General features: G+C 73.9%; 14 protein-coding genes and 2 pseudogenes. 4 read left to right on the top strand and 12 right to left on the bottom strand.

Translation table 11 applies throughout. The features are described from left to right. From UG55_RS07435 to UG55_RS07420, 4 genes are all read right to left on the bottom strand, one after another. Positions 1-7,938, bottom strand: a 7,938-nt coding sequence (locus tag UG55_RS07435; protein WP_066064676.1) for a type I polyketide synthase, incomplete at its 3' end; no start/stop codon positions are given. Positions 7,939-8,130: 192 nt separating this feature from the next. Beyond that, on the bottom strand, positions 8,131-9,021 hold an 891-nt coding region (locus tag UG55_RS07430; protein ID WP_242423846.1), incomplete at its 3' end, for an alpha/beta hydrolase. After that, positions 9,018-9,863, bottom strand: coding sequence for a 2-oxo acid dehydrogenase subunit E2 (locus UG55_RS07425; protein WP_396230833.1), 846 nt, complete (start codon positions 9,861-9,863; stop codon positions 9,018-9,020). The genes UG55_RS07430 and UG55_RS07425, both read right to left, overlap by 4 nt. Positions 9,864-9,925: 62 nt before the next feature. Continuing rightward, positions 9,926-10,153, bottom strand: a complete 228-nt coding sequence (locus UG55_RS07420; RefSeq protein WP_066064666.1) for an acyl carrier protein — start codon at positions 10,151-10,153, stop codon at positions 9,926-9,928. A gap of 313 nt (positions 10,154-10,466) precedes the next feature. On the opposite strand from UG55_RS07420, the gene UG55_RS07415 reads away from it, so the two are divergent. The 3 genes and pseudogenes from UG55_RS07415 to UG55_RS07410 form a co-directional block, all read left to right on the top strand. Next, positions 10,467-11,237, top strand: a complete 771-nt coding sequence (locus tag UG55_RS07415; protein ID WP_066064664.1) for an AfsR/SARP family transcriptional regulator — start codon at positions 10,467-10,469, stop codon at positions 11,235-11,237. Between the two features lie 370 nt (positions 11,238-11,607). Continuing rightward, positions 11,608-12,608 (top strand): annotated as a pseudogene (locus UG55_RS46855) (AAA family ATPase); the annotation flags it as partial. Between the two features lies 1 nt (position 12,609). After that, on the top strand, positions 12,610-14,754 hold a 2,145-nt coding region (locus UG55_RS07410; RefSeq protein ID WP_206779351.1), incomplete at its 5' end, for a helix-turn-helix transcriptional regulator. A 147-nt stretch (positions 14,755-14,901) separates the two neighbouring features. Here the strand turns inward: UG55_RS07410 and UG55_RS07405 are convergent. From UG55_RS07405 to UG55_RS46845, 3 genes and pseudogenes are all read right to left on the bottom strand, one after another. Beyond that, positions 14,902-15,930, bottom strand: a complete 1,029-nt coding sequence (locus tag UG55_RS07405) for an LLM class flavin-dependent oxidoreductase (RefSeq protein WP_242423845.1) — start codon at positions 15,928-15,930, stop codon at positions 14,902-14,904. A 308-nt stretch (positions 15,931-16,238) separates the two neighbouring features. After that, a pseudogene (locus UG55_RS46850) lies at positions 16,239-16,994 on the bottom strand (MFS transporter); the annotation flags it as partial. Between the two features lies 1 nt (position 16,995). Further along, on the bottom strand, positions 16,996-17,675 hold a 680-nt coding region (locus tag UG55_RS46845; RefSeq protein ID WP_396230832.1), incomplete at its 3' end, for an MFS transporter. 203 nt (positions 17,676-17,878) lie between these two features. Here UG55_RS46845 and UG55_RS07395 point away from each other — a divergent pair. Then, complete coding sequence (locus tag UG55_RS07395) at positions 17,879-18,544, top strand: TetR-like C-terminal domain-containing protein (RefSeq protein ID WP_242423844.1); 666 nt, start codon at positions 17,879-17,881, stop codon at positions 18,542-18,544. Here the strand turns inward: UG55_RS07395 and UG55_RS07390 are convergent. The 5 genes from UG55_RS07390 to UG55_RS07370 all read right to left on the bottom strand — a co-directional run bounded on the left by UG55_RS07390 (position 18,470) and on the right by UG55_RS07370 (position 24,048). Continuing rightward, on the bottom strand, positions 18,470-20,584 hold the full coding sequence (locus UG55_RS07390; RefSeq protein ID WP_066064655.1) for an HAD family hydrolase: 2,115 nt from the start codon (positions 20,582-20,584) through the stop codon (positions 18,470-18,472). The genes UG55_RS07395 and UG55_RS07390 overlap by 75 nt on opposite strands. Further along, complete coding sequence (locus UG55_RS07385) at positions 20,581-21,627, bottom strand: 3-oxoacyl-ACP synthase III family protein (RefSeq protein ID WP_066064652.1); 1,047 nt, start codon at positions 21,625-21,627, stop codon at positions 20,581-20,583. Before UG55_RS07385 ends, UG55_RS07390 begins: the two co-directional genes overlap by 4 nt. A 4-nt stretch (positions 21,628-21,631) precedes the next feature. Further along, positions 21,632-22,057: an allene oxide cyclase barrel-like domain-containing protein gene (locus tag UG55_RS07380; protein ID WP_066064649.1), complete on the bottom strand. Its 426-nt coding sequence runs from the start codon at positions 22,055-22,057 to the stop codon at positions 21,632-21,634. Positions 22,058-22,436: 379 nt separating this feature from the next. Beyond that, positions 22,437-22,997 carry a hypothetical protein gene (locus tag UG55_RS07375; protein WP_128422885.1) on the bottom strand — a complete coding sequence of 187 codons (561 nt, stop codon included), beginning with the start codon at positions 22,995-22,997 and terminating at the stop codon, positions 22,437-22,439. Between the two features lie 400 nt (positions 22,998-23,397). Then, entirely contained in the window at positions 23,398-24,048 is a 651-nt protein-coding gene (locus UG55_RS07370; protein ID WP_066064644.1) for an RHS repeat-associated core domain-containing protein, read from the bottom strand. Positions 24,049-24,103 lie beyond the last annotated feature (55 nt).

Raw genomic sequence — 24,103 nt, 5'->3', positions numbered from 1 at the left:
GATCTGGACGTCGGCGCCGAGTGCGGTGAGTTCGGCGGCGAGGTTGTCGGCGCCGGGGGCGGCCGGGCCGCGGCGGCTGGCCAGGAGCAGGTGGCGGATGCCGTGGTGGGTGACGAGGTGGCGGGCGGCCAGGGCGCCGAGGGTGCCGGTGCCGCCGGTGACGAGCACCGTCCCCGCGGCATCCAGTCCGTCTCCGGTGCCCGCGGCGGGCGCGGGCCGGTGAACCGGTTCGAGGCGCCGCACCCCGACCACACCGCCGCGCAGCTCCACAGCGCTCACGCCGGCCGAAGCGGCGGCGGTGACGGCCGCGCGCACGGCGGCCTCGTCAGGCGCCGCACCCGCGGGCAGGTCGTGCTCGACGAGCACGAACCGGCCCGGGTACTCGGCCTGGGCGGATCGCACCAGGCCGAGCACCGGCGCACTGGCCAGGTCGCCCGCCGGCACGACGAGCACCAGCCGGCCGCCGTCCGACCCGTCCGAGCGCAGGAACTCCCGCAGCCCGGCCAGGACGTCGGCGGCCCGCCGGCGCGCGGCCGACGGACCGGGCTCGGGCTCAGGTGGCAGCGTGCGGAAGGTGAGGTCGCCGGCGGGCGCCCCCGCCGGGTCGCCGGCCTCGGCAGCGGACGGCGCGGCGGACGAACCGCCCGCGGCCGGAAGCGGCTGCCAGGCGGAGCGGTAGAGGCCCAGGGCCGGGCCGGTGGTTCCGACCGTGCGGGCCGTCAGCGCGGAGAGCCGGGCCCGGGCCGCCGGTCGCAGCGAGACCGAACCGATCGTCGCCACCGGCTGCCCGGTGCCGTCCGCGACGGCGAGCGCGACCCGGGCGCCACCGTCGTCAGGGCGGCCGGCGTCGAGCGACGTGATCCGGACGCGCAGCACGCGGGCACCGGTCGCGACGAGGCTCACGCCGCTGAACGAGAACGGAAGCAGCATCGAATCCGCGGCCTCAGCACCGGTCCCGGTCCCGGCCCCGGTGAACACCGCGAGCCCGCCGACCACCGGGTGCAGCGCCGCGTCGAGCAGCGCCGGGTGCAGCTCCAGAGCGCCGCCCTGGCCCGGTGCGGGTGGGGCCGACTCCGCCTCGTCCGGCAGCGCGATCTCGGCGAACAGGGTCCGCCCGTCCGCGCCCCCGCTCCACAGCGCCCGCAGCCCCTGGAAGGCGGGCCCGTAGTCGTAGCCGGACAGGGCGAGCCGTTCGTACAGGCCCTCGATCGGCACCGGGACGGCCCCGGCCGGTGGCCAACTGCCCGCTCCTTCCGGGCCGGCGGACTCACCCGTCCCCGGCTCACGCGCTGCCGGCTCACGCGCTGCCGGCTCACGCGCTGCCGGTTCGGCGGTCTCCGGCTCGGCCGTCAGCACACCGGACGCATGGCGGGTCCACGGCACGTCGGCCGCGTCCGGGCGCGCGTACACCCGTACGTCCCGGCGTCCCGCGTCGTCGAGCGCCCCGACGGTGACCTGCACCAGGACCGCGCCGTCCGCCGGCAGCGGCAGTGGGCCCTCCAGCGTCAGCTCGGCCAGGTGCTGCTGCGCGGTGTGCCCCGCGGCGTGCAGCGCCAGCTCGACCAGTCCGGTGCCGGGCAGCAGGACAGTGCCGGCGATCGTGTGGTCCGCCAGCCACGGCTGGGCGGCGGCGGACAGGCGGCCGGACAGCACCAGCCCGTCGCGCCGTCCGGCCGGCTGGCTCACCGGGCGGTCGGCCGTGTCCGCCAGGTCCGTGACGTCGGCGATCTCGACCGCCGCGCCGAGCAGCGGATGGCCGGTGCCGCGCAGACCGGACTCCGCCAGGCCGGTGCCGGTGCCGGTGGCGGCGGCGTCGGCGAGCCAGAAGGTCCGGTGCTGGAACGGGTAGGTGGGCAGCTCGACCCGCGGTGGCCGGGGGCCGGGGAAGGCCGCGCTCCAGCGGACGGTGTGTCCCGTCGTGTGCAGGCGGGCGAGGGTCTCCAGCACGGTCCCGGTGTCGTCCCGCTCCCGCCGCAGCAGCGGCAGGACGAGGTCCGGTTCCCGGCTGCCACCGTGCCCGCTGTCACCGACCCGGCCGTCAGCGGTGCCGTCCGCGGCGCCGTCAGCGGCGCCGGCCGGGTGCTCCAGCGTGCCGCGGGTCAGGGCGGCGAGGGTGCCGTCCGGCCCCAGCTCCAGGTAGGTCGTGACGCCGAGCCGGCGCAGCGCCTGGACGCCCTGGTGGAAGCGGACGGTCCCGCGGACATGCCGGACCCAGTAGCCGGGTGTGGTGATCTCCGCCGGATCGGCGAGCTCCCCGGTGAGGTTCGAGACGAGGGGGATCCGCGGTGGTGCGTACCGGACGTCGGCGGCCACCGCGGCGAACTCGTCGAGGACGAGGTCGGTGTGCGGGGAGTGGAACGCGCCGGAGACGGTGAGCCGGCGGACCCGGATGCCCCGGGCGCGGGCGTCCTCGGCGACGGATTCCAGGACGTCCCCCGACCCGGAGATGACCGTCGCCGTCGGGTGGTTGGTCGCGGCGATCGACGCCACGGCCTCATGCCCGGAGAGCAGACCGGCGGCGGTCGCCTCGTCGGCGTCGAGGGAGAGCATGGTGCCGTCGGCGGGCAGGTTCTGCATCAGCGCGGCTCGGGCGACGACGAGCCGGGCGGCGTCCTCGAGGCCGAACACCCCGGCGAGGTGGGCGGCGGTCAGCTCACCGAGCGAGTGGCCGGTCAGATAGTCCGGCTCCACGCCGTGTGCGGTGACCAGCCGGTACAGCGCGACCTCGAAGGCGAACAGCGCGGGCTGGGTGAAACGGGTCTGATGGACGAGCGCCGCGGCGTCGCTGTCGGGCTCGGCGTGCAGGACGCTCAGCAGGGGGCGGTCGAGGTGCCGGTCGAGGGCCGCGCAGACCTCGTCCAGGGCGTCGGCGAAGACCGGCTGGGCCGTGTACAGGGCCTGGCCCATCCCCGGCCGCTGGCTGCCCTGCCCGGAGAACAGGAACGCCACCGTCCGGCGGTTGCCGGCGACACCGCGGCTCAGCCCGCGCGCCTGTGTTCCGGCCGCGAGCGCGTCGAGCAGGGCGGCGAAGTCCGCCGTGCGCCGCCCGACGAGCACCGCCCGGTGCGGGAGCGCGGCGCGCGTGGTCGCCAGCGCGTAGCCCACGGCACGGGGATCGTCCAACCCACCGGCCACCAACCCACCGGCCACCAACCCACCGGCCACCAACCCGCCGGCCTCGCCGGTTGCCGGGGTGGTGAGCGTCTCCCGCAACCGGGCGGCCTGCGCGCGCAGGGCCGCCTCGCCGCGCGCCGACAGCGTCCACGGCACGACCGGCGGCACTGGCGGCACGAGGGACACGGGCGGCACGAGGGACATTGGCGGCACGAGGGACATTGGCGGCACGAGGGCTGCCGGCGGTGTTCCGGGCGACTCCGGCTGCTCCAGGATGACGTGCGCGTTGGTCCCACTGATCCCGAAGGACGAGACGGCGGCCCGGCGCGGGCGTGCCACCTCCGGCCACGGTGTCGGCTCGGTGAGCAGGGCCGCGGCGCCGGCAGTCCAGTCGACGTGTGGGGACGGCGCGTCGACGTGCAGCGTCGCGGGCAGCACACCGTGCTCCAGCGCCTGCACCATCTTGATCACGCCGGCGACGCCGGCGGCCGCCTGGGTGTGCCCGAGGTTCGACTTGACCGACCCCAGGTACACGGGCCGGTCCGCGGGCCGGTCCTGGCCGTAGGTGGCCAGCAGCGCCTCGGCCTCGATCGGGTCGCCGAGCCGGGTGCCGGTGCCGTGCGCCTCCACCGCGTCGACGTCCGCCGGGCCCAGGCCCGCCCCGTGCAGCGCCGCGCGGATCAGCCGCTGCTGCGACGGGCCGTTCGGCGCGGTCAACCCGTTGCTCGCGCCGTCGGAGTTGACCGCCGAGCCGCGGATCACCGCGTGCACCCGGTGGCCGCGGGCCCGTGCCTCCGAGAGCCGCTCCACGATCAGCATGCCGACGCCCTCGGCCCAGCCCGTGCCGTCGGCGGCGGCGGCGAACGGCTTGCACCGGCCGTCGGGCGCCAGCCCGCGCTGCCGGCTGAACTCGACGAAGATGCCCGGGCTGGTGAGCACGGTGACCCCGCCGACCAGCGCCAGCGAGCACTCGCCGGCCCGCAGCGCGCCCGCCGCCAGATGCAGCGCCACCAGCGAGGACGAGCAGGCGGTGTCGACGGTGATCGCCGGACCTTCCAGACCCAGGGTGTAGGCCAGGCGTCCGGAGGCGACGCTGGTCGTGCTGCCGGTGAGCAGGTAACCGTCGAGGCCGCCGGCCGGCTCGTGCAGGCGGGGGCCGTAGTCCTGCGGCATCACGCCGACGAAGACACCGGTGCGGCTGCCGCGCAGCGCGGTGGGGTCGAGCCCGGCCCGCTCGATCGCCTCCCAGCCGACCTCCAGCAGGAGGCGTTGCTGGGGGTCCATCGCGAGTGCCTCCCGCGGGGAGACGCCGAAGAAGTCGGCGTCGAACGCCCCCGCGGCGGTGAGGAACCCGCCGGCGCGTACGTAGCTGGCGCCGGGGGTGGCCGGGTCCGGGTCGTACAGGCGGGTCAGGTCCCAGCCGCGGTCGGTCGGGAAGTCGGAGACGACGTCCGCCCCGGTGACCGCCACCTGCCAGAGGTCCTCCGGCGATCCGATCCCGCCGGGGAAGCGGCAGGCCATCCCGATGATCGCGATCGGGTCGTCGTCGTCCGCCGCGGCGGCCGCCCCGGCCGGGCCGTCCGCCTGCCGGCCGGTACCCGCCCGCTGGCGTGCCACCTCGTCCAGGTGCCGGACCAGCGCGGCGATCGTCGGGTGGTTGAACAGCAGGCTCGGTGCGAGCGGGAGCCCCGTCGCCCCGGCCAGCCGGTCACGCAGCTCGACGGCGGACACCGACTCGAAGCCGAGATCCTTGAACGCGCGGTCCGGGTCGATCGCGCCCGGGGTCACGTGGCCGAGGACGATCGCCACATGCGTCCGGACCAGGTCGAGCAGGGTCCGTCCCCGCTCGGGCGCGTCGAGCGCCGCGATCCGGTGGGCCCAGGACGAACCGGGAGCCCCCGCGCCGTTGGGCCCGGCGCCGCGGGCTTCCGTGCCGTCGGACGTCGCGCCGCCGGCTGGGAGCGCCGGCCGGGTCGCGGTGACGTCGCCGGGGGCGGCCGGTGCCTGGAGGGAGTCGCCCAGCCAGTGGCGCTCACGCTGGAACGGGTACGTCGGCAGCGGGACCGGGCGGACGCCGGCGACGGCGGGCTGGCCGCGCAGGACCGCGGCCCAGTCGACGCCGGCACCCCGGGTGAACGCCTGCGCGGCCGAGGCGAGCAGCCGTCCCCAGCCACCCTCGTCCCGCCGCAGGGTGCCGACCACGGCGGCCGTGTCGTGGCCCGCCCCGGCCAACGTCTCCTGCAGGCTGCCGGTCAGCACCGGATGCGGGCTCACCTCGACGAACAGCCGGTGCCCGGCGGCGAGCGCGGCCTCGGTGGCCGGCTGTAGCCGCACGGTGTGCCGCAGGTTGCGGTACCAGTAGTCGGCGTCGAGCCCGGCGGTGTCGAGCGCGCCACCGGTCACCGTGGAGTAGAAGGTGACCGTGGAGGAGGCCGGGCGGATGTCGGCCAGCGCCGCGCGCAGGTCGGCACCGACCGCCTCGACCTGCGGCGAGTGCGAGGCGTAGTCCACCGGGATCAGCCGGGCCCGCACACCGCGCTGGTCGTGCTCGGCGACCAGCGCGGCGACGGCCGCCGGGTCGCCCGCGACGACGGTGGACGCCGGCCCGTTCACGGCCGCGACCGAGACGCGCGCCGGGTCGGCGAGCGGATGGGCCCGCACCTGCTCGGCGGGCACGGCGAGCTGGGCCATCGCGCCGCGGCCGGCGAGCGCCACCAGCGCTCGGCTGCGCAGTGCGACGATCCGGGCCGCGTCGGGCAGGGTCAGCGCGCCGGCGATGTGCGCGGCGGCGATCTCGCCCTGCGAGTGGCCGATCACCGCGTCCGGCCGCACGCCGAGCGACTCCCACAGCCGGGCGAGTGAGACCATCACCGCGAACAGGGCGGGCTGGACGACGTCGACCCGCTCCAGGGAGGCGGCACCGGGAGCACCGCCGAGCACGTCGTGCAGGGACCAGTCGAGGTGCGGGGAGAGCGCCCGCGCGCAGTCGTCCACCGCCTCGGCGAACACCGGCGACTGCCGGAGCAGCGCGCCGGCCATGCCGACCCACTGCGAGCCCTGGCCGGGAAAGACGAACACGACCCGGCCCGCCTGGTCGGCGCCGGCGCGCCCCTCGTGCAGCGCGGCCGCCGGCAGCCCGGCGGCGAGCGCTTCGAGTCCCGCCCGCAGCTCCGTCTCGGTGGATCCCAGGACGACGGCCCGGTTCTCGAACGTCGCCCGGGTGGTGGCCAGGGACCAGGCCACGTCCGCGGGCCGCGGGCGGTGGCCGGCGTCGTCCGCGTCGAGATGGGCGAGCAGGCGGGTGGCCATCGCCGCCAGCGCCGCGTCGCCGCGGGCCGAGAGGACCCAGGGCAGCACCGCACCGCCGACCGCCCCGTCCACCGCCCCGTTCGCCGCCGTGCCAGGAGCCGGAGCCGGAGCCGGAGCCGGAGCCGGTGCCGGGGTCGCGGCGACGACGAGGTGGCAGTTGGTGCCGCCCATGCCGAACGAGCTGACACCCGCGACCGGCACGCCGGCACCGCCGGGCCACGCTCCGAGCCGGTCCTGGACGGCCAGGCCCAGGCCGGCCAGCCCGATCGCCGGATTCGGGCTGGTGTGGTGCAGGGTCGCCGGAAGTTCGCGGTGGTGCAGGGCGAGCACGACCTTGAGCAGCCCGACGATGCCGGCCGCGCCCTCCAGGTGCCCGACGTTCGTCTTCACCGAGCCGACCCGCAGCAGGCTGTCACCGGACCGGCCGGCGCCGAGCACCGCTCCCAGTGCCGTCGCCTCCACCGGGTCGCCGACCTTCGTACCCGTCCCGTGCAGTTCGACATAGCGGACGTCGCCCGGGTCGACACCGGCGTCGGCGTAGGCTGCCCGCAGGACGGCGGCCTGGGCGGCCGGGTCGGGAACGGTCAGGCCGGCGCCGCCGCCGTCGTTGTTCACCGCGCCGCCGAGGATCACCCCGTAGGTCTGCCGCCCCTCGGCGACCGCGCGCGACAGGGGCATGAGCAGGACGGTCGCCCCACCCTCGCCGCGGACATAGCCGTTGGCGCGCGCGTCGAAGGTGTAGCTGCGGCCGTCCGGGGAGAGGCCGCCGAAGCGTGCCGCGGCGACGCTGGTCTCGGCGAGCAGGTTCAGGTTGACGCCGCCGGCGATCGCCAGCGCCGTCTCGCCCCGCCACAGGCTCTCGCAGGCCAGGTGGACGGCGACCAGGGCGGAGGACTGGGCGGCGTCGACGGCGAGGCTCGGCCCGCGCAGCCCGAGCAGGTAGGAGACCCGGTTCGCGATCAGGGCGCGGGCCTGGCCGGTCATCGTGTGCCGGTCGATCGCCGCCGGACCGTACCGCCCGGCGAGGCTCGCGTACTCCGAGCCGATCGCCCCGACGAACACGCCGGTCCGGCTGCCCCGCAGCGCCTCGGGGACGATCCCGGCGTCCTCCAGCACCTCCCAGGCCAGCTCCAGCACGAGGCGCTGCTGCGGATCCATGGCGGCGGCCTCGCGCGGCGAGATCCCGAAGAAGTCCGCGTCGAACCGGTCGACGGCGTCCAGGAAGCCGCCGCGGGCGTACCGGGCCAGCCCGAGCTCGGCGAGCAGCGCGGAGTCCCAGCGGTCGGCCGGCGCGTCCGCCACCGCGTCCACGCCGTTCCGCAGCAGCCGCCAGAACTCGGCGGGGTTCGCGGCCCCGGGCAGTCGGCAGGACAGACCGACCACCGCGATCGGCTCGCGAGTGCCGCCGCTCTCGGGCGCCGCCCGCCCCGCCGTGCCGGCGGCCGGGTCGGTGGTCGCGTCGGCGGTCGGGTCGGTGGCCGGGTCGGTGGTCGCGCGGTGTTCCTCGGATCCCATCGGGGGTCAGTGCTCCTTCGTACGGGCTGCCTCGAGCGCGGCGGTCAGCCCGTCGACGACGGGACCGGTGACGCTCCGGAACCGAAGCAGGGTGAGGATCGTCCAGAGGCGGACCTCGTCCACGTGCCGCGGCGATCCGTGGACGTCGTCCTTCTCCAGCACCTCCAACCGCCGCAGCAGGCGGCGGAGCCNGGCGACGTCACCGGGCGGGATGATCTCGTCGCGCAGGCTCGCGGCGTAGGCGACGGGAATGTCGAGGGAGGCCAGCAGTTCGTCCGGGATGGCCCAGCCGGGCAGGTGATGGGGCAGGTCGGCGACCTTGGCCCCGGTCAGGTGGGCGAGCGTGTCCAGGGTGATCCGGGGGACGTGGGCCAGCCAGTCGGCGTCGGTGAAGAAGTCGTGCACGGGCGCGCCCGTCGTCACCACGCCGCGCAGGCGCGGGTCGGCGGCGGCGGCGCGCAGTGCCAGGTGGCCGCTGAAGCTCAGCGTCAGCGCGTAGGTCTCCGTGACGTCGGCCCGGTCCGCCACGGCGTCCAGCAGGTCGGGCAGCATCCGCCAGCTGCGCGGGCCGTAGGCCAGGCCGTTCTCGCCGATCCCGGGAAGTTCGGCCGCGATCGCGGCCACCCCGAGCGCGGCCGCGTCGGTGAGGGCCGGCGCGTGGCTCTCCTTGGTGCTCACGATGCCGCCCATCAGGATCACCAGCGGCCGGCGCTCGGTGGCGGACAGCCCGGCGCTCCACGCGCGCAGGCGCCCGCCGGGCAGGTCCAGCTCCAGGGACTGGATGTCGGTGCCCGCCCGGCGCCAGGCGTCGAACGCGCCGACCGCCCGGGCGTGCGCCTCCTGGCGCACCGGGCCGTCCACGTAGGGGAAGCGGGCCAGGTTGTAGAGCCGGACGGCGTCGAGCAGCGCGCCGCGGCGCTCGGCGTCGGCCGCGACCCGGCTCCAGGCGAGCGCCCACGAGCCGTCGGCGCCGTCCACGTCGTTGTCGATGCCGTCGAGCACCGGGCCGTAGACGTCCGCGCCGATCCCCTGGCTGCGCGCGTGCACCAGGGCGTACTCCCGCAGCTGCGCCACGTCGCTCACCGGGGCTGTCCTTCCAGGACCTCAGCCGGCACGTCATCGAGCGCGCCGGCGGCCGGTCCGGAGGTGGCTCGCCCCGCCGGCACCTCCTCCGCGCCGACGGTCTCCAGTGCCGTGCGCAGGTCGGCCAGCACGTCGGCGGCCTCCGCGCCGTCGATCACCCGGTGGTCGAAGGTCAGGCTGAGGCGCAGCAGCGGGGCGGTGGTGACCGCGCCCTCGCGTACCACCGGGCGCTCGGCGATCTGGCCGACCCCGAGCGTGATCGTGGTGCCGCCGACCGAGTGGAACCCGTCCACCGGGCGGTGCCCGAGCGAGGTCACGGAGAAGGTCCCCCGCACCGCCGCGCGCCGGCCGAGCGGAGCGGACGCCCGCCGGTAGGCGGCGCGGGCCACCGGGGCGGGCAGCCGGTGCAGTGCCCGGGTGCCGGCGAACTGCGGCATCGTCTCCGGGTCGCCGTCGCGGTACTGGTCGACGACCGCCTGGATCTCGTCGAGGGTCGCGCGCTCCAGGCCCGGGAGCACGGCCGCCAGCACGACCCGCTGGCCGGACAGGGTCCGGTCCAGAGTCAGCTTTCCGCTGACGGAGGTGAACCTCGCGATCTTCTGCCGGAGCCGGCCGCCGATCGCCGCGTTCGCCTCCGGGTGGGCCGCCAGCGTCCGGCCACCGGCGTGCAGGACGTAGCTGACGACCGAGTACCGCCGCCCCGTGCGCGCCGCGGCCTCGCGGTGCCGCAGCACCGCGCTCATGTCGACCTCGGTGTCGAGGTGGACGGGGGAGAACCGGCGCAGGTCGCCGAGGAAGTACAGCGTGTGCCGGCGCTCCCGGCGCACCGGGCGGACGTCCACACCGGTGCCGGGGGACGCCGCGGTGCCGGGGGCCGTCGTGGCCGGCTGCCGACCGCGCGGGCTCATCGGCCCGCCGCGAGCTGGTACAGCTCCGCCAGGCTGGTGGTCTCCAGCACCTCGGGAAGCGACAGCCGCCGGCCGGTCTCGCGTTCCAGCGCGGTGGCGAGGGCAAGCAGGTGGACGGAGTCCCAGCCGGCGAGATCGTCGAATGCCGTAGCCGCCTCCGGCGTCGCGACCGGGATACCCAGCTCATCACGGACGAGGTCCAGGAAGTCCTCGATGCTGTCCATACGTCGTCCTCCGTCGGGGTCGGTCGACCGAATGCTGCGTGCGCGACCTAAAGCATTGCTAATTGCTTGGAAGCTGATCCCGGTGACTGCCGTCACATTCGCGCCCCGGCGGGGCCGGGACATGTACGCGGATGCCGGCCGGGAGAAGTACGTAGTTTCTCGGATGTGGTTGTGTCGACCCACGTGTGATGATGGGCTCGCCCCGCTTCGCGTGTTGGTCCGGTCACTGGACATCCTCACCTGCATCCTGGGATGAGCAGCCTGCCGTCCCGACGGTGCGTTTGCCTGTTTCTTCGGTCGGAAGAGAGCCGTCGTGAGATACGAGGTACTTGGCCCGCTGCGGGTTCTCGGGAAGCCCGGAAGTCCGACGCTCGGCGCTCGCAAGGTGCAGATCCTGCTGGCCGTCCTGCTCATCCGGGCTGATCAGATGGTCACCATCGACCGGATCATGGACGAGATCTGGGACGGCGACCCGCCTCGGCGCGCCACGGCCGCGGTGCACGTGTACGTGTCGCAGCTGCGGAAATTCCTGTCCCGGCCGGATGTGCCGCGCCACCCGATAGTTACTCGGCCCGGTGGCTACCAGCTACAGCGCGGGGACGACGAAATCGATCTTCATGATTTCCAGAAACTGATGCAGCGCGGTCGTGCCGACGCTCGCGCGGGCCGGCACGCGGAGGCCGTCGAGAACTTCGACGCCGCCCTGCGGAACTGGAGCGGGCCGGTGCTCGTTGATCTCCGGGACAGCCCAATGATCTCCGCGTTCGTCACCTGGATAGAGGAAATGCGACTCGAATGCGTGGAGGCCCGAATCGACTCGGCGCTGTTGCTCGGGCGGCATCGCGAACTGGTCGGCCAGCTTTATTCCCTGACGGCCGAGCACCCGCAGCGCGAATCATTTTACCGGCAGCTCATGCTAGCCCTCTACCGATCCGAGCGGCAGGCCGACGCCCTGCGCGTCTACGGTCGGATACGCGACATCCTGCGGGGGGAGCTGGGGCTGGAACCGGGGCTGCCGCTGCGCGAGCTGCATGACGCCATCCTCGCCGCCGACGGCCGGCTTGACCTGCGGCGGGCTGGCTGAGGGCGAGGCTCTCGGCCGGCCACGTGATTACCACCACGCCGATCGGGAAAGGAGTAAACCCCTGCACGTCGCTCCGCGGGAAGGTAGCGTCACTGCCCATGGGCCGGTTCCGGATCCTGACCAAACGCCTTTACCGTGACGCGGTGCGAGACGCGTCCTCGCTCTGTTGTGAGATCGCCGCGTAGTCCGCGCGCACAGTCTGCTCCGCGCCGCACAGTCTGCTCGGTTGGCGATCGGTACCGCCCGCTGCCGTGGTTCGCGCGCGGCCACGTCTCGGCGTGGGGGACCAGCTGCCACCGCACTGGCCGGCGTTCGCCGAGACGGACGATCAGCCCGGCGGTAACTTCGGCGAAGGGAGCGTTGTTCCGCTGTGAGCCGCGTCGACACGATCAGCCGAGCCCCGTCCGACCGCTCAGCCGGCGGCCGGGGGCCGAACCCTCACGCGGCCGCGAGTCTCGCCCGCGCCCGCGCCGGCAGCGAGGAGGCGATCGCGGGCCGGCCTGACCGCCCCGGCCGCCCGGGCCCGGTGGCCAGCGGGCGAGCGGCCGACCTTGAGCGGGTCGTGCGTGAGGTCGACCGGCTTCACCAGCCCCTTCCCGGCACGGCCGGCCGGATCCTGGAGATCTCCGGTGAGCCGGGCATCGGCAAGACGTTCCTCCTCGCCGAGATCGAGCGGCACGCTCGCGGCAAGGGCGTCACCGTGGTCTCCGAGCAGTGCAACGAGTTCGAGCGCGACGTCCCGTTCGGCGTGTTCGCGGGCCTGTTGACGGAACGGCTCACCACCGGGATGCTCGCCGACCTGCCACCGCTGACTGCCGACGTGCTGGCCCGCAACCTCGGCCCGAAGGGCGAGCCGGGCGCCGGCGAGATCCCGCTGATCGCCGCGGACTCGGCCCGGTTCTCGCTGTACCGGGCCGCTCGGACGATGCTGGAGCGGATGGCCGCCGGCGGGCTGCTGCTCATCCTCGACGACTTCCACTGCGCTGACGAGAGCTCGGTGGAGTTCCTCGACTACCTGATCCGGCGCCCGGTCGAGGCGCCGTTGCTGGTGGTCGTCGCGCACCGCAGCCGGCAGGCCTCCGCCCGCCTGCGCAGCAGCCTGGCCCGCGGCGTGGCGATCGGCACGGTCGAGCGCCGCAAGCTGCGGGGCCTCTCGCTGGCCGAGGCGGCCGCGGTCGCCGGGCTGCCGGCGCGCAGCCAGCGGCTGCGTGACCTGCATCGCGACAGCAGCGGCAACCCGCTCTACCTGCTCGCGCTGGCGCGGGCCGGCGCGCACACCGGGTCGGGGCTGCGGCTTCCCGTCGGCGACGCCGACTTCGACCGGTACGTGGCGCTGGTCCTCGGTGACCTGCCGCTGCGGGGCGGTGGCCANGGGGGTGTCCTCGACGCCGCGGCCGTACTCGGGGACCGCTTCGACCTGCCCGGCCTCGCCGCCGTCGCGGATCTCGACGCCGCCGCCGCCTGCACCGCGCTCACCGAGCTCGTCCGGCGGGATGCGCTGCGCCCGGTCGAGGGCACCCCGCTGTACTCCTTCCGCCACCCGTTCCTGCGGATGATCGTCTACGCGAACATCGACCCGTGCTGGCGGGTGCTGGCGCACCGGCGGGCCCGAACGCTGCTGGTCGAGCAGGGCGCGCCGGCCGGCGAGGTCGCCGTGCACATCGAGCGGTCGCTCGCCGGGCCCGACGCCGACGACCTCGCCGTGCTCACCCAGGCGGCGCGGGACGCGGTGAAGTCCGACCCGCGGCAGGCGGCGCGGTGGCTGCGGGTCGCGCTGCGGGTACTGCCCCGCGACGCCCGGGGCAACGTCGCCGAACCCGGGCACGAGCTGGAGCTGCGGCTGCTGCTCGCACAGGCGCTCGGCCTGTCGGGCCGGCTGGCGGAGAGCCGGGAGATCCTGCACGAGCTCCTGCGGGCGTCCCCGGTGGAGTCGCCGGCGACGCGGGTCGCGGCGGTGACCTTCTGCGCCCTGATGGAGTGCCTGCTGGGCCGGTACGAGGAGGCGCGTGCGCTGGTCGGCGCGGAGCTCGATCTCGGGGCCCGCGACCGCCCGGCGGACGCCCTGCGCCTCATCACCGCGCAGGGGATCGTCGGGGTCTTCGACGGCAGGCTGACCTGCGAGACCGACGTCGCCGCGGCCGTCGCGACGGCACGGGCACTGGGGGACCGGACGGCACTGGTCGGCGCGCTGGCGCTGGCGGGCCTCAACGCGAGCCTGAGCGGCGACAAGGCGGGCGCGCTGCGTACCGTGACCTCCTGCGCGCCGCTGGTGGACGGACTGCCCGACACCGAACTCGCCCGGAATCCCGAGTACATCGCCGCCCTGGCCTGGACGGAGACCTACCTGGGCCGCACCGTCGGCGCCGAGCGGCACTTCCGCCGCGGGATGGCGCTGTCCGTGCGCGGCGGCCAGCGGCACATCCGGCCGCTGCTACTGATGGGGCTGAGCGTGACCTGCTACCGGGTGGGCAGGCTCACCGAGGCACAGCAGGCCGCGGGGGAGGCCCGGGACCTCGCCCGGGAGGTCGACGCCCACCACATCCGTGGGCTGGCCCTGGCACTGACCTCCCTGTGCAGCTCCTGGACGGAGCCTCGGGCCAGCCGCGCGGTGTCGCTGGCCGAGCAGGCGGTCGACACCCTGCGGGGCAGCGGCTCCTGGTGGAGCTACATCGCCACGATCTCGCTGGCGAACGCGGCCACCATCGCCGGGGACCCGGAGCGCTGCGTCGGGCTGCTGGTCACCGCCGGCGGCGGCCCGGACCTTCCGGCGGTTCCCTCGTTCCTGCGCGCGGCCTTCCAGGAACTGCTGATGACCGGCCTGGAGCACATCCACGGCAGCCGGCCGGCGTCCGGCTGGGCCGGGCAGCTCGACGGGCAGCCGGATGTCGACGAGCTCGGGGTCTCCTGCGAGCACGGCTACGCGCGGACGGTGCACGCGCACGTCATCCGCGCCCGGCTGGGGCCGGCGGCCGCCGCCGAGCTGTACGAGGCGGCCGCGTCGTCGTTCGCGGCCGCCGGAATGATCTACCTTGAGGCGTGGGCGCTCACCCTGGCAGCCCGGTGCGCCGCCGCGACCGGCCGGGGCGAGGACGCGGCGGTGATGCTCCAGCGGGCCCGCGAGCTGGCCCGGCAGTGCGGGGCGACGACCATCTACGAGGAGGCCGACAAGGAGCAGCGCCGCCTCGCCCAGCTCGCCACCGACCGCTCCGGTGCGGAGCCGCCGGTTGCGAACCGGTCCGGTGCGAACCGGTCCGGTGCGGAGCGATCGGGTGCGGAGCGGTCCGGTGCGGAGCGCGGCACCCGCGCCAGACGGGCCGCCGAATCCCCGCTGTCCGTCCTCACCGAGCGGGAGCGGGAGATCGCCGGAATCGCCGGAACGGGTAAGAAGACCCGCGACATCGCGGCGGAGCTCCACCTCAGCCCACGCACCGTCGACGTCCATCTGACCCGGATCTACCGGAAGCTGAATGTTCCGTCGCGCGCGGCGCTGGCCCGGCTGATGAGCGAGCTCAGCTGAGTCGTGCTCCGGGCCGGACGCCCAGCCCCACCGGTGGTCCCGGGGGAGATCACGGCACTGTGCCCTCGGGTGCCGGCCGTCCATCGGGTCCGGGACGGGTGAGCCCCACCGTGATGTGGCCGGTGCCATGATCTCCCCCAGGCCGGGTCAGCCGGCGCTGACGGTGGCGGCCGGCTGGTTCGGTACGGCGGCGGGCCCGCCCGTGAACGCCTGCGCGAGCAGCTCGTAGGAGCGGACCCGGGCGGCGTGGTCGTGCACGATCGTCAGGGCCATCAGCTCGTCGGCGCCGGAGGCCGCCAGCAGCTCCAGCGCGCGGCGGCGCACCGTCTCGGGGCCGCCGATGAGCTGCGGGGCGAACGACTCCCGGGCGATCTGGCGCTGCTGGGGGGAGTAGGGCGCCCGGTCGGCCTCCTCGGGGCTCAGGTAGGGGCCGAGGTTGCCGGTGAACAGCTCCAGGTGGGCGATCTCCACCGAGCTGGCGAGCCGGAGTGCCTGCGCGTCGTCCTCCCCGACGATCACGACCGCGGCGACGACCGCGTACGGCGCCGCGAGGTGCCCGGTCGGCCGGAACGCGCGGCGGTAGGCGGTCACCGCGCTCACCGTGTTCTGCGGGCTGAAGTGGTGCGCCGTGGCGAACGGCAGGCCGAGCTCGGCCGCGAGCCGGGCGCCGTTCGGGCTGGAGCCCAGCACCCACACCGGCGGCGGGGTCTCCGCCTGCGGGTAGGCGGCCACCGGCCCGCGCGGCCGGCCGCCGGGGGAACCGAGGAAGCCCAGCACCTCGCTGATCTGCGCGCCGAAGTTGTCGCCGCGCGGCTGCCCGCTGCCGCGCTGGAGCGCCTGGGCGGTGAACGGGTCGGTGCCGGCCGCCCGGCCGAGACCGAGATCGATCCGGCCGGGGTGGAAGGAGGCCAGCGTGCCGAACTGCTCGGCGACGACGAGGGGCTGGTGGTTGGGCAGCATGACCCCGCCGGCGCCGACCCGCAGCGTGGAGGTCGCGGCGGCGATCTGGCCGACGAGGACGGCGGGTGACGAGCTCGCGATACTGGGCGTGTTGTGGTGCTCGGCGAGCCAGTACCGGTGGTAGCCGAGGGCCTCCGTCTGCCGGGCCAGGTCGAGCGTGTTGCGCAGCGTCGTGGACGGGGAGGTGCCGCTCATCACCGGCGCGATGTCCAGCACGGAAAGCGTCGGTCGGGGCGTGGGGGACGGTGTTTCGGACAAGGTGGTGGTTCCCTTCAGGTCGTCGTTCGCGCGCTCCCGGCCAGGCGGCCGGCCGGGAGAAGCCGGTCGCCCGGCCGGCCGCCAGGCCAGCCAGTGCTGCCAGGCAGCCGCTAGGCGCTCGGTGTCGCGGTGTCCGTGGCCGCTCCGGAGCGGCTGGTCGCGCCCGCGGGGGTGACCAGCGGGTCCGGAGCGGACGGCTGCGGCGCGATCGTGCCCGTCGAGGTCGGTGCCGGGGTCGCCCCGGCTTCGGCCGCCTCGGCCGCCTNGGTCGCATCCGCCGCGTCGACTGCGCCGACGGCGAGCGCGTGCGGATCGGCCGAGCTGAGTTCGGAGGCCTTCGCGTTGATCACCACGATCGCCAGCACCGTCGCGACCACCAGGAAGATCACGGCCAGGCGGAAGGCCCCGACGATGCCCTCGGACAGCACGTACTGGGCCTGCTCGGTGGCGGTGTCGCCGACCGGGGAGCGCGCGGCGTCACGGCTGGCCGACCCGAACGCGGTGACCAGGATCGCCAGCCCCAGGGTGCCGCCGACCTGAGTGGTCACGCTGAGCAGGCTGGAACCGGCGCCGGCCTCCTCCGGGCGGATGCCGTAGACGGCGACGGCCGTCAGCGGCACCATCATGAGCCCGATGCCCAGGCCGATGAGCAGCAGCGGGCCGAGCAGGGTGTCGACGTAGCCGCTGTCCGGCGAGATGCCCTGGACCAGCCAGATCGCGGCCCCGGCGGCGACGAGGGCGCCGGCGGAGACCACCGGGCGCGGGCCGACCCGCATCATCAGCTGGGCGGCGATCTGGGTGGACGGCAGCATCACCAGCGTCATCGGGAGGAAGGCCAGGCCGGTGCGCAGCGGGCTGAACCCGAGCACCTCCTGGAAGAACTGGGTCTGGAAGAACAGCATCCCGAGCATGCTGGCGATCATCAGCAGGTTCACGGCGTAGGCGCCGGAGCGGTTGCGGTTCAGGAACAGGTGCAGCGGGGTCAGGGCCTCCCGCGTGCGGGGCTCGATGATGAGGAAGGCNACCAGCAGCACGGCGGCGACGGCGAAGGCGATCAGCGCCTGGCCGTCCCGCCAGCCGTCGGAGGCCGCCCGGACAAGGCCGTACACCAGGGCGCCGACGCCGAGCGTCGAGGTGAAGGCCCCGGGCAGGTCGAGGCGGTGCGGGGTGCGCGCGGCCTCGCTGAGGAACCGCGGTGCGAGGACGAGCACCAGGATGCCGATGGGCACGTTGATGAAGAAGACCCACGGCCAGGACGCCCAGGTGCTGATCATGCCGCCGCCGATCATGCCGAGCACGGCACCGGAGCCGGTAACCGCCGCGTACACGCCGACCGCGCGGTCGCGCTCCGGCCCGGCGCGGAAGTTCGTGGCGATCAGCGCGAGCGCGTTCGGCGCGGTGAGCGCGGCGCCGGCCCCCTGTAGCGCCCGCGCGGCCAGCAGCCAGCCCGCGTCCGGGGCGAGACCGGCCAGCACCGAGGTGATGGTGAACAGGGTGACGCCGGCGAGGAAGACCCGGCGGCGGCCGTAGATGTCGCCGATGCGGCCACCCAGGAGCAGCAGGCCGCCGGCCGCGAGCGTGTAGGCGTTCGGCACCCAGGACAGGTCGGTGGCCGAGAAGCCCATGTCCTTCTGGATGGCCGGCAGCGAGACGTTCACGATCGTCGCGTCGAGGGCGACCATCAGTTCGGAGATGGCGATCACGACCAGTGCGATCCCCGGCCGGCGGGTGAATCCGCCGCCGGGTGCGCGTGCCTCCACACCCGGTGTCGATGACGTGGACACTGGTACCTCCAGGCGATGGCCACCCCGCGGGTAGCGCGATTAAGGAACGGTGACGTCTACTATAGGGCTGGCCCATCGCGGACGGCAACGACCCGATGACGAGGTAGGGGGAGGTGCGCGCGGTGACAGCCACTCCGTCGCCTTCGGTGACTGATGGGCCGCCGGCGCCGCTGGCCGCCGGCGGGGCACCGGCGGCACCGGCGGCAGGCGGGGCGCCCTCGCCGACCCGCCGCCGCGGCTCGGCGCTGGAGGCGGCGATCTTCGAGGCGGTGCTCGACCAGCTTGCCTCGGTCGGCTACGCCCGCCTGACGATGGACGGTGTCGCCGCCGCTGCGCACACCGGCAAGGCGGCTCTCTACCGCCGGTGGCCGTGCAAGGAGGACCTGGTCCTCGCCACCGTCCGCCATGTGCTGCCCACACCCGACGCCATCGTGCTCACCGGGGACCTGCGGGCCGACCTGCTGGCGGTGCTCGGCTGCGTGCAGCGGACGGTCAACTCGACACATGGTTCGGTGTTGCAGATGGCCGCGCTGGACTCCGGCGCCGACTGCCAGTCGCTGATCAGCGATCTGGTGATGGGGCCGTGCGAGCGCCGGATCCTCGAGGTCCTGGCGGCGGGCGCCGCGCGCGGTGAGGTCCGGCCAGCGGCGGTGTCGCCGCTGGTGGCGGAGGTGGGCCCGGCCATGCTGCTGCGCCGGTCGATGGTGGATGGCTCACCCGTCCCCGACCCGTACCTGATCTCGGTCGTGGACGACGTCCTGCTCGCTCTGTGCGGGGTCGACAGGTAGGTCACCCGGAGCCGGGCCGGGCGCGCCGGGCAGGGCGCCGGTGTCGTGCAGGGTGAGGTGGTCCGGCACCGCCGGCAGCCCGGTGAGGTCGTGCGTGAAGATCCGCTCGCCGTCGCCGTCGCCGTCGCCGTCGCCATCGCCGTCGCTGGCGCTGGCGCTGGCACCGGGCTTGCCGGGGCCGGCGAACCCGTGCCGCGGGTAGAGGTCGGCGACGATGACGTTCTTCGCGGTCGCGCGGTAGTGGGCGACGACGGCTCCGGCACCGGCCTCGCGGGCCGCCCGCAGCACGGCGGCGAGCACCGCCTGCTCGATACCGCGGGAGAACACCCGGCAGCTGAGCAGGAAGTTCTCCAGAACGACGGTGTCGACACCGGTCCGTGGATCGGTTCCCCGGCGCAGGAAGACCGCCCCCACCAGGCCGTTCTCCCCGAACCGGTCCCGCGACCGGATCGCGAGCACGGTGTTGCCGGGAGTGTCGGCGAAGGCCCGCAGCTCGGCCTGCTGCAACCGGCGCGTCGTGGTGTGGAACTGGTTCGTGCGCAGCGTCAGCTGGCTGACCCGCGGCACCTCGTCGTCGCGCACCGGCGCGAGCCACACCTCGACGGCGAGCCCGTGCAGGTAGTCCGCCAGCGAGGAGGCCGCCGCGGTGAACTCCCGCCGGGCCTCGTCGGCGCGGTAGGCGCCGGCCCGGGCCCGGTCCTCGGCGGTCAGCTCACGGGTGTCGAACCAGCCGTCGCGCAGCAGGGCGTCCACGTGGCCGGCCGGGTCCTCGTCCACCGCCACCACGGCGACGCCGGGCAGCGTCTCGCGGACGAGCCCACGCTCGTAGGGGCTGTCGTCCACGAAGACGAAGCTGTCCACGCCGAGGTTCAGGCCGGCGGCGAGCTCCCGCAGGTTGTCGTGCTTCGGCTCCCAGTTCGCGATGACCCGCACGAAGTCGTCCGCGCGCAGGGTCATCCCCGCGTGGTCGGCGAGCGCGGCGCGCACGTTCGCCGCCTCGTTCTTGCTGACCGCGGCGACCAGCACACCCTGCGAGCCGATCTGGCGGACGACGCGCTGGAACGCCCGGAACGCCTCGCCGCGGAAGGTGTCGGCCACCTCGATGCCCTCGAGGCCGTCGTCACCGAGGATGCCGCCCCACACCGTGCCGTCGAGGTCGAGGACGAGGCACTTGCTGGTCCGCCCGGCGACGCCGCGGGCCAGGTGGCCGACCTCCCGGGCGTAGCCGGCCAGCAGCTCCCCGGAGAGGTATGCCTTCGCGTAGGCGGCGAGCCGCGGGTCGACGGCCCGGACACCCTCGGCCAGCAGCGGGTCAAGGTCCAGCACCACCACGGCGGGTTCACGCTCGGCGAGGCCGAGCAGCCGGGAGTTGGCCGCCCGCCACACGGCCCCGAGCCGGGCCCGCGACCGGTGGTCGACCAGCTGGGCGGCGTACCGCCGCGGCAGCGGCAGGGTGTTGAGGACCAGGGTGCCGCGGCCGGCGGCGGCGAAGTCGGCGACCAGCCGCTCGATCAGTGCCAGCTTCTCCTCGACTACCCGCGCGACGTCCTCCGGCCCCCACGGCAGCCCCACCTCGTCGAACACGACCGCCGGGTCGAGCACGGCGAGAGTCAGGTCCGGCCGGTGCCGGTAAAGGGCGCTGTCGGGATCGCTCAGTTCGAAGACCCAGGAGTCGAAGTCGCCGAGCCGGGGGATCGCCAACAGGCCGTGCCGGGCCAGCTCCCCGGTGAGCGCGGGCACCAGCGGCGCGAGCGTCCCGTGCCCGGTGACGGCGATGCGGACGGTGGGTGTCGCCGGATGCGCGGCCAGCACCTCGGCCGGGTCGAGCCGGGCCAGCTGCCGACCGGCACGGGCCAGCTCGCCCTCGGTCGCGTCCGCCAGCAGACCGGCGAGCCGCGGGAACGCGGCCGCCAGCTCGCCCGCCCGCGCCAGCGCGGTCAGCTCCTCGGCAGCCGTCCGCCCGGCGGCCGTACCTCCGGTGCCCGTACCTCCGGTGGTCGTACCTCCGGCGGCCGCGCGTCCGGTGGGCGCGGGGGTCACGGCGCCGCCGCCTTCTCCAGCGCGAACGCGGATCTGATCCACTTGCTCGACTCGATCGCCACCGCCACCGCCCGCTCGCCGGCGGTGAGCCGCGGCAGCAGCCGTTCGAGCTGGAAGAACGGCAGCGCGTTGCCGGTGTTGGCGGTGTCGGGCACCACGGTGACCTCCACCGCCCCCTCGACCGCCAGCTGCTCGACGATCCGCGCGGTCATCCGTCCGGACAACTGCGGCGGCAGCAGGTAGTCGATCTCTGAGCGCTTCCAGCCGACGTCGTCGAGCAGCTCGCCGAGCACCTGCTCGGCCAGGCCCGGGACGAGCTGCTCGATCGCCTTGTAGTCCTCGGCGACCCCGGAGCGCACCCGGTCCCGGTCGGCGACGCCGAACCACTCGACGACGTGCCCGGACGGCCGGCCGAGACCGCCGAGGCGCACCCGCACCTCCCGCAGCGCCACCGCACCTGGCGTGCCCTCGTCACCGACGCCCAGCACGGCCGCGCCGACGCCGTCCCCGAACATCGCGGCGCTGACGAGCTCGCCCTGCGGTATCGAGCGCGGGTCGATCGTGAGGTCCCACTGCTTGGCCGACACGTCACCGCCGAGCACCAGCGCCGTCCGGTGCCGGCCGCCGAGCAGCAGCTGGCGGGCGAGGTCGAGGGCCTGCAACGCACCCGAGCAGCCGGATTGGAGCTGGAAACTCGGGATGTCGTCGATGCCCAGCCGGTCGGCGATGACGTTCACGGTGGCGGGCATCAGCTGGTCGGGGGAGGACGTGGCGAGCACGAGCAGGTCGACCTCGCCCGGGGTGACGCCCGCCGCTGCCAGCGCCCGCTGCCCGGCCAGCGTGCCGAGGTCGGCCAGCCACCCGTCGACCTCGCCGGTGTTGAGGTCGACGGAGAGGTGACGGGTGCGCGTGCCGAGGAACGTCTCGACCCACTGCTCCCACACGTCGCCGAGCCCGAACCGCCGCGCGAGCGCGGCGTTGTCGATCGCGGGCCCGGGCAGCGCGGTGCCGACCGAGCGCAGCTGAACCTCGAGGCCGGTCACCGGGTCAGACCTCGGGGAAGAACACGAACCGCACGTCGACGTAGAGCTTGGGGTTGAGCACGCGCGCCTCCCGGATGCCCAGCAGGCCCTCGTACCGGCCGCCGGTGCCCACGATCGGGAACCGCAGCAGAACGGAGGACTGCGCCGCGGTGACGTCGAGCGGCCCCTCGTACGTGGCCGTGCCGTCGGGCAGCGTGATGTCCTCGACGTACCAGCTGAAGAGGTGGCCGTCGGACGGGCGCTGGTACACGCCCTCGGCGCGCCCGAACACCTCGCCGATCTTCTTCTCGTCCGCGTCGATGAGGTCGTCCTGGTAGGTGCCGTAGTCCCCGACCTTCGGCGCGCCGAGGACGCCGTCGCCAAGCTTGAGCTCGGTGGTCACCTCGGTGAGGGGTCCGATGATGATGAGACCGCTGGGGTGCTGTGACATGGCACCAGGATGGGAGGGGTCCCTAAAGGCTGGACTAAGCGCACCGGTGTCAGCGGGCGGGCCCCCGGTCCGCCCGGACGCGTTGACCTGAACCTGGGCGAGGAAGAGGCTCCGCGCAGGTCGCTGTCGGACCCGTCGGGTTCGGTGAGGTGCCCGACGACGTCGGAGCGGGTGATGTCACGGACGCCGCCACGGAATAATCGAAAGTGGGACCGCATGGGCAAGCGGCTGCCAATGTCCTGCGGGTTCCTGTGAATCCGAAAATACGACCGACGGCAGATAGATAGACCAGGCGAACAAGACTCGGAGCCAGCCTGAACGCCGATTAGCCTTGGTGTACCAGCTGGCCTGTGAGTGAAGAAAAATGAATAACAAAGCGCTAGCTAGTCCAGATGTCCAGGAGAATGGCCACCCAGACGGGAAGGAGCGCAAGCTCGTACATCGGCGGCCTAACGAAACTCCAACGGACCGGACCGTCGAGAAAGGTCGCCCGCGACTCCCGATACTCCAGAATCTGCTTGTGAATATCCTGCGGCGCCGATCTCCTGTTGAACATCAGAGAGTAGTTCATGGCCTCGACGGCGGTGGCGGTATAACTCTCGCCGTCGGCGGTTATCGTGAGCCATTTTCCCTTCGAATCGATGTCCTCGATGCGAGACCAGGGGATCCTTCGTTGAATAAACGGCCCCTTGATCAACAGAAAGAACGGACTCGCGACAATCTCCGCCCGAGAAAATATTATAATTCCGGCGTAACCGAACCCAGGGAGAACTAAGTCGTAGGCGTTGAATCCTTTATCGCCCTCGGGTCGCTCCCCGACGGCGATTATTAAGCCGGTCGCGAGCATGGTTCCCATGATCACGAATCCGCTCAACCTGTTCGCCTTGCCGTACCATCTTGGCTGGCCAGGTCTGGCAGTTTCATTCCGGATCCTCGCCACCTCCCCATCCTGCAGGTCACCGTGGACATGATCGTGTGCGACTGCGGTAATAGTAGCCGACACCCGCCTGTGCGGCATGCCCGCCCCACGGCCTTCGCCGTGCATGCGAGGGGAAGCCCGAGATGCGATCCATCCGCGTTCTAGCGCCAGGTCGCGAGTACCGAGCCCCCAGGGCGCCTAGCTTAGTCCCCGCAAGCCCCAACCCGACCACTCCGCCACGAGTGTTGGTCGCAGCATTCGAGCGAATGATTTCCGGAATCCGGGACCTCGAAAAGTTCCGCTGCTCGCTCGGGCGGATNCCCCCGCCGCCACAATTCCGGCCGCTATGCAGGTGCCAGCCGAGAAAAAGACGCAGGCACCGAAGCCCGCAAAACTCCCGGCGCGGGCTGCTTTCTTCCAGTTACCATCTTGGCTTTCTCCACTTCCCGTCGGGGTCGAAGCTGTTGTAGGGGTCCTGGTGAGCGTAGTCGTAGGGGTTGTCGGAGCAGCCGGGGACGGGGTCGACGGAGAGGAAGTGGCCGATGTTGGGGTCGTAGAGGCGGACGCCCATGAGGGTGAGGCCGGAGAGAGTGTCGCGGGAGCGTTGTTTGGCACCGAGCCAGCTGTAGCGGGGGTAGGCCGACGAGGGGAAGTAGGGGGTGCCGAACTCGGTCGATTCGGCGTAGCTGGCAGTCGAGGTGGCAGACGTCGAGTCGTCGACGGTGGCGACCACGTCGCCGTGCAGGTTGGCCAACTGCAGCGTGACGGCACCGGTGTCGGTCTGGACGGCGGCGAAGTCGCCGCCGATCCCGGTGATGTTCCCGGTCCAGCTGGACGCCGGGCCGGACCCCAGCGCGTAGGTACGGGTCGTGGCGCCGACGGTTTCGGAGGCGAACAGGTCGTAGCCGTAGCCGCTGGTGGTGAGCCGGTCGGCCTGGTCATGGAAGAAAGAGTAGGTCGACGGGCTGGTCGCTGTGGAGCATGTTCCCGTGGTGCTGCCGCGGGCGTCGGGATAGCTGGTGAGCGCGGTGCGGTTGGAATCGGCGTCGTAGGTGTAGATGCGGGTGGCCACTGATATCGGATGACGATGGCACGTGCTCGAGTTTCGCTCGGCCTCGACGATCGCT

Source organism: Frankia sp. EI5c (assembly GCF_001636565.1).
In the GTDB taxonomy this organism is placed as follows: Bacteria; Actinomycetota; Actinomycetes; order Frankiales; family Frankiaceae; genus Parafrankia.
Note: the sequence above shows the minus strand (reverse complement) of the source record. Positions and strands in the feature narration are given on the sequence as shown.

Excerpts from the sequence above, each read along its gene's own strand:
- UG55_RS07380 (WP_066064649.1), bottom strand. The coding sequence starts at position 22,057 with ATGTCACAGCACCCCAGCGGTCTCATCATCATCGGACCCCTCACCGAG.
- UG55_RS07420 (WP_066064666.1), bottom strand. The coding sequence starts at position 10,153 with ATGGACAGCATCGAGGACTTCCTGGACCTCGTCCGTGATGAGCTGGGT.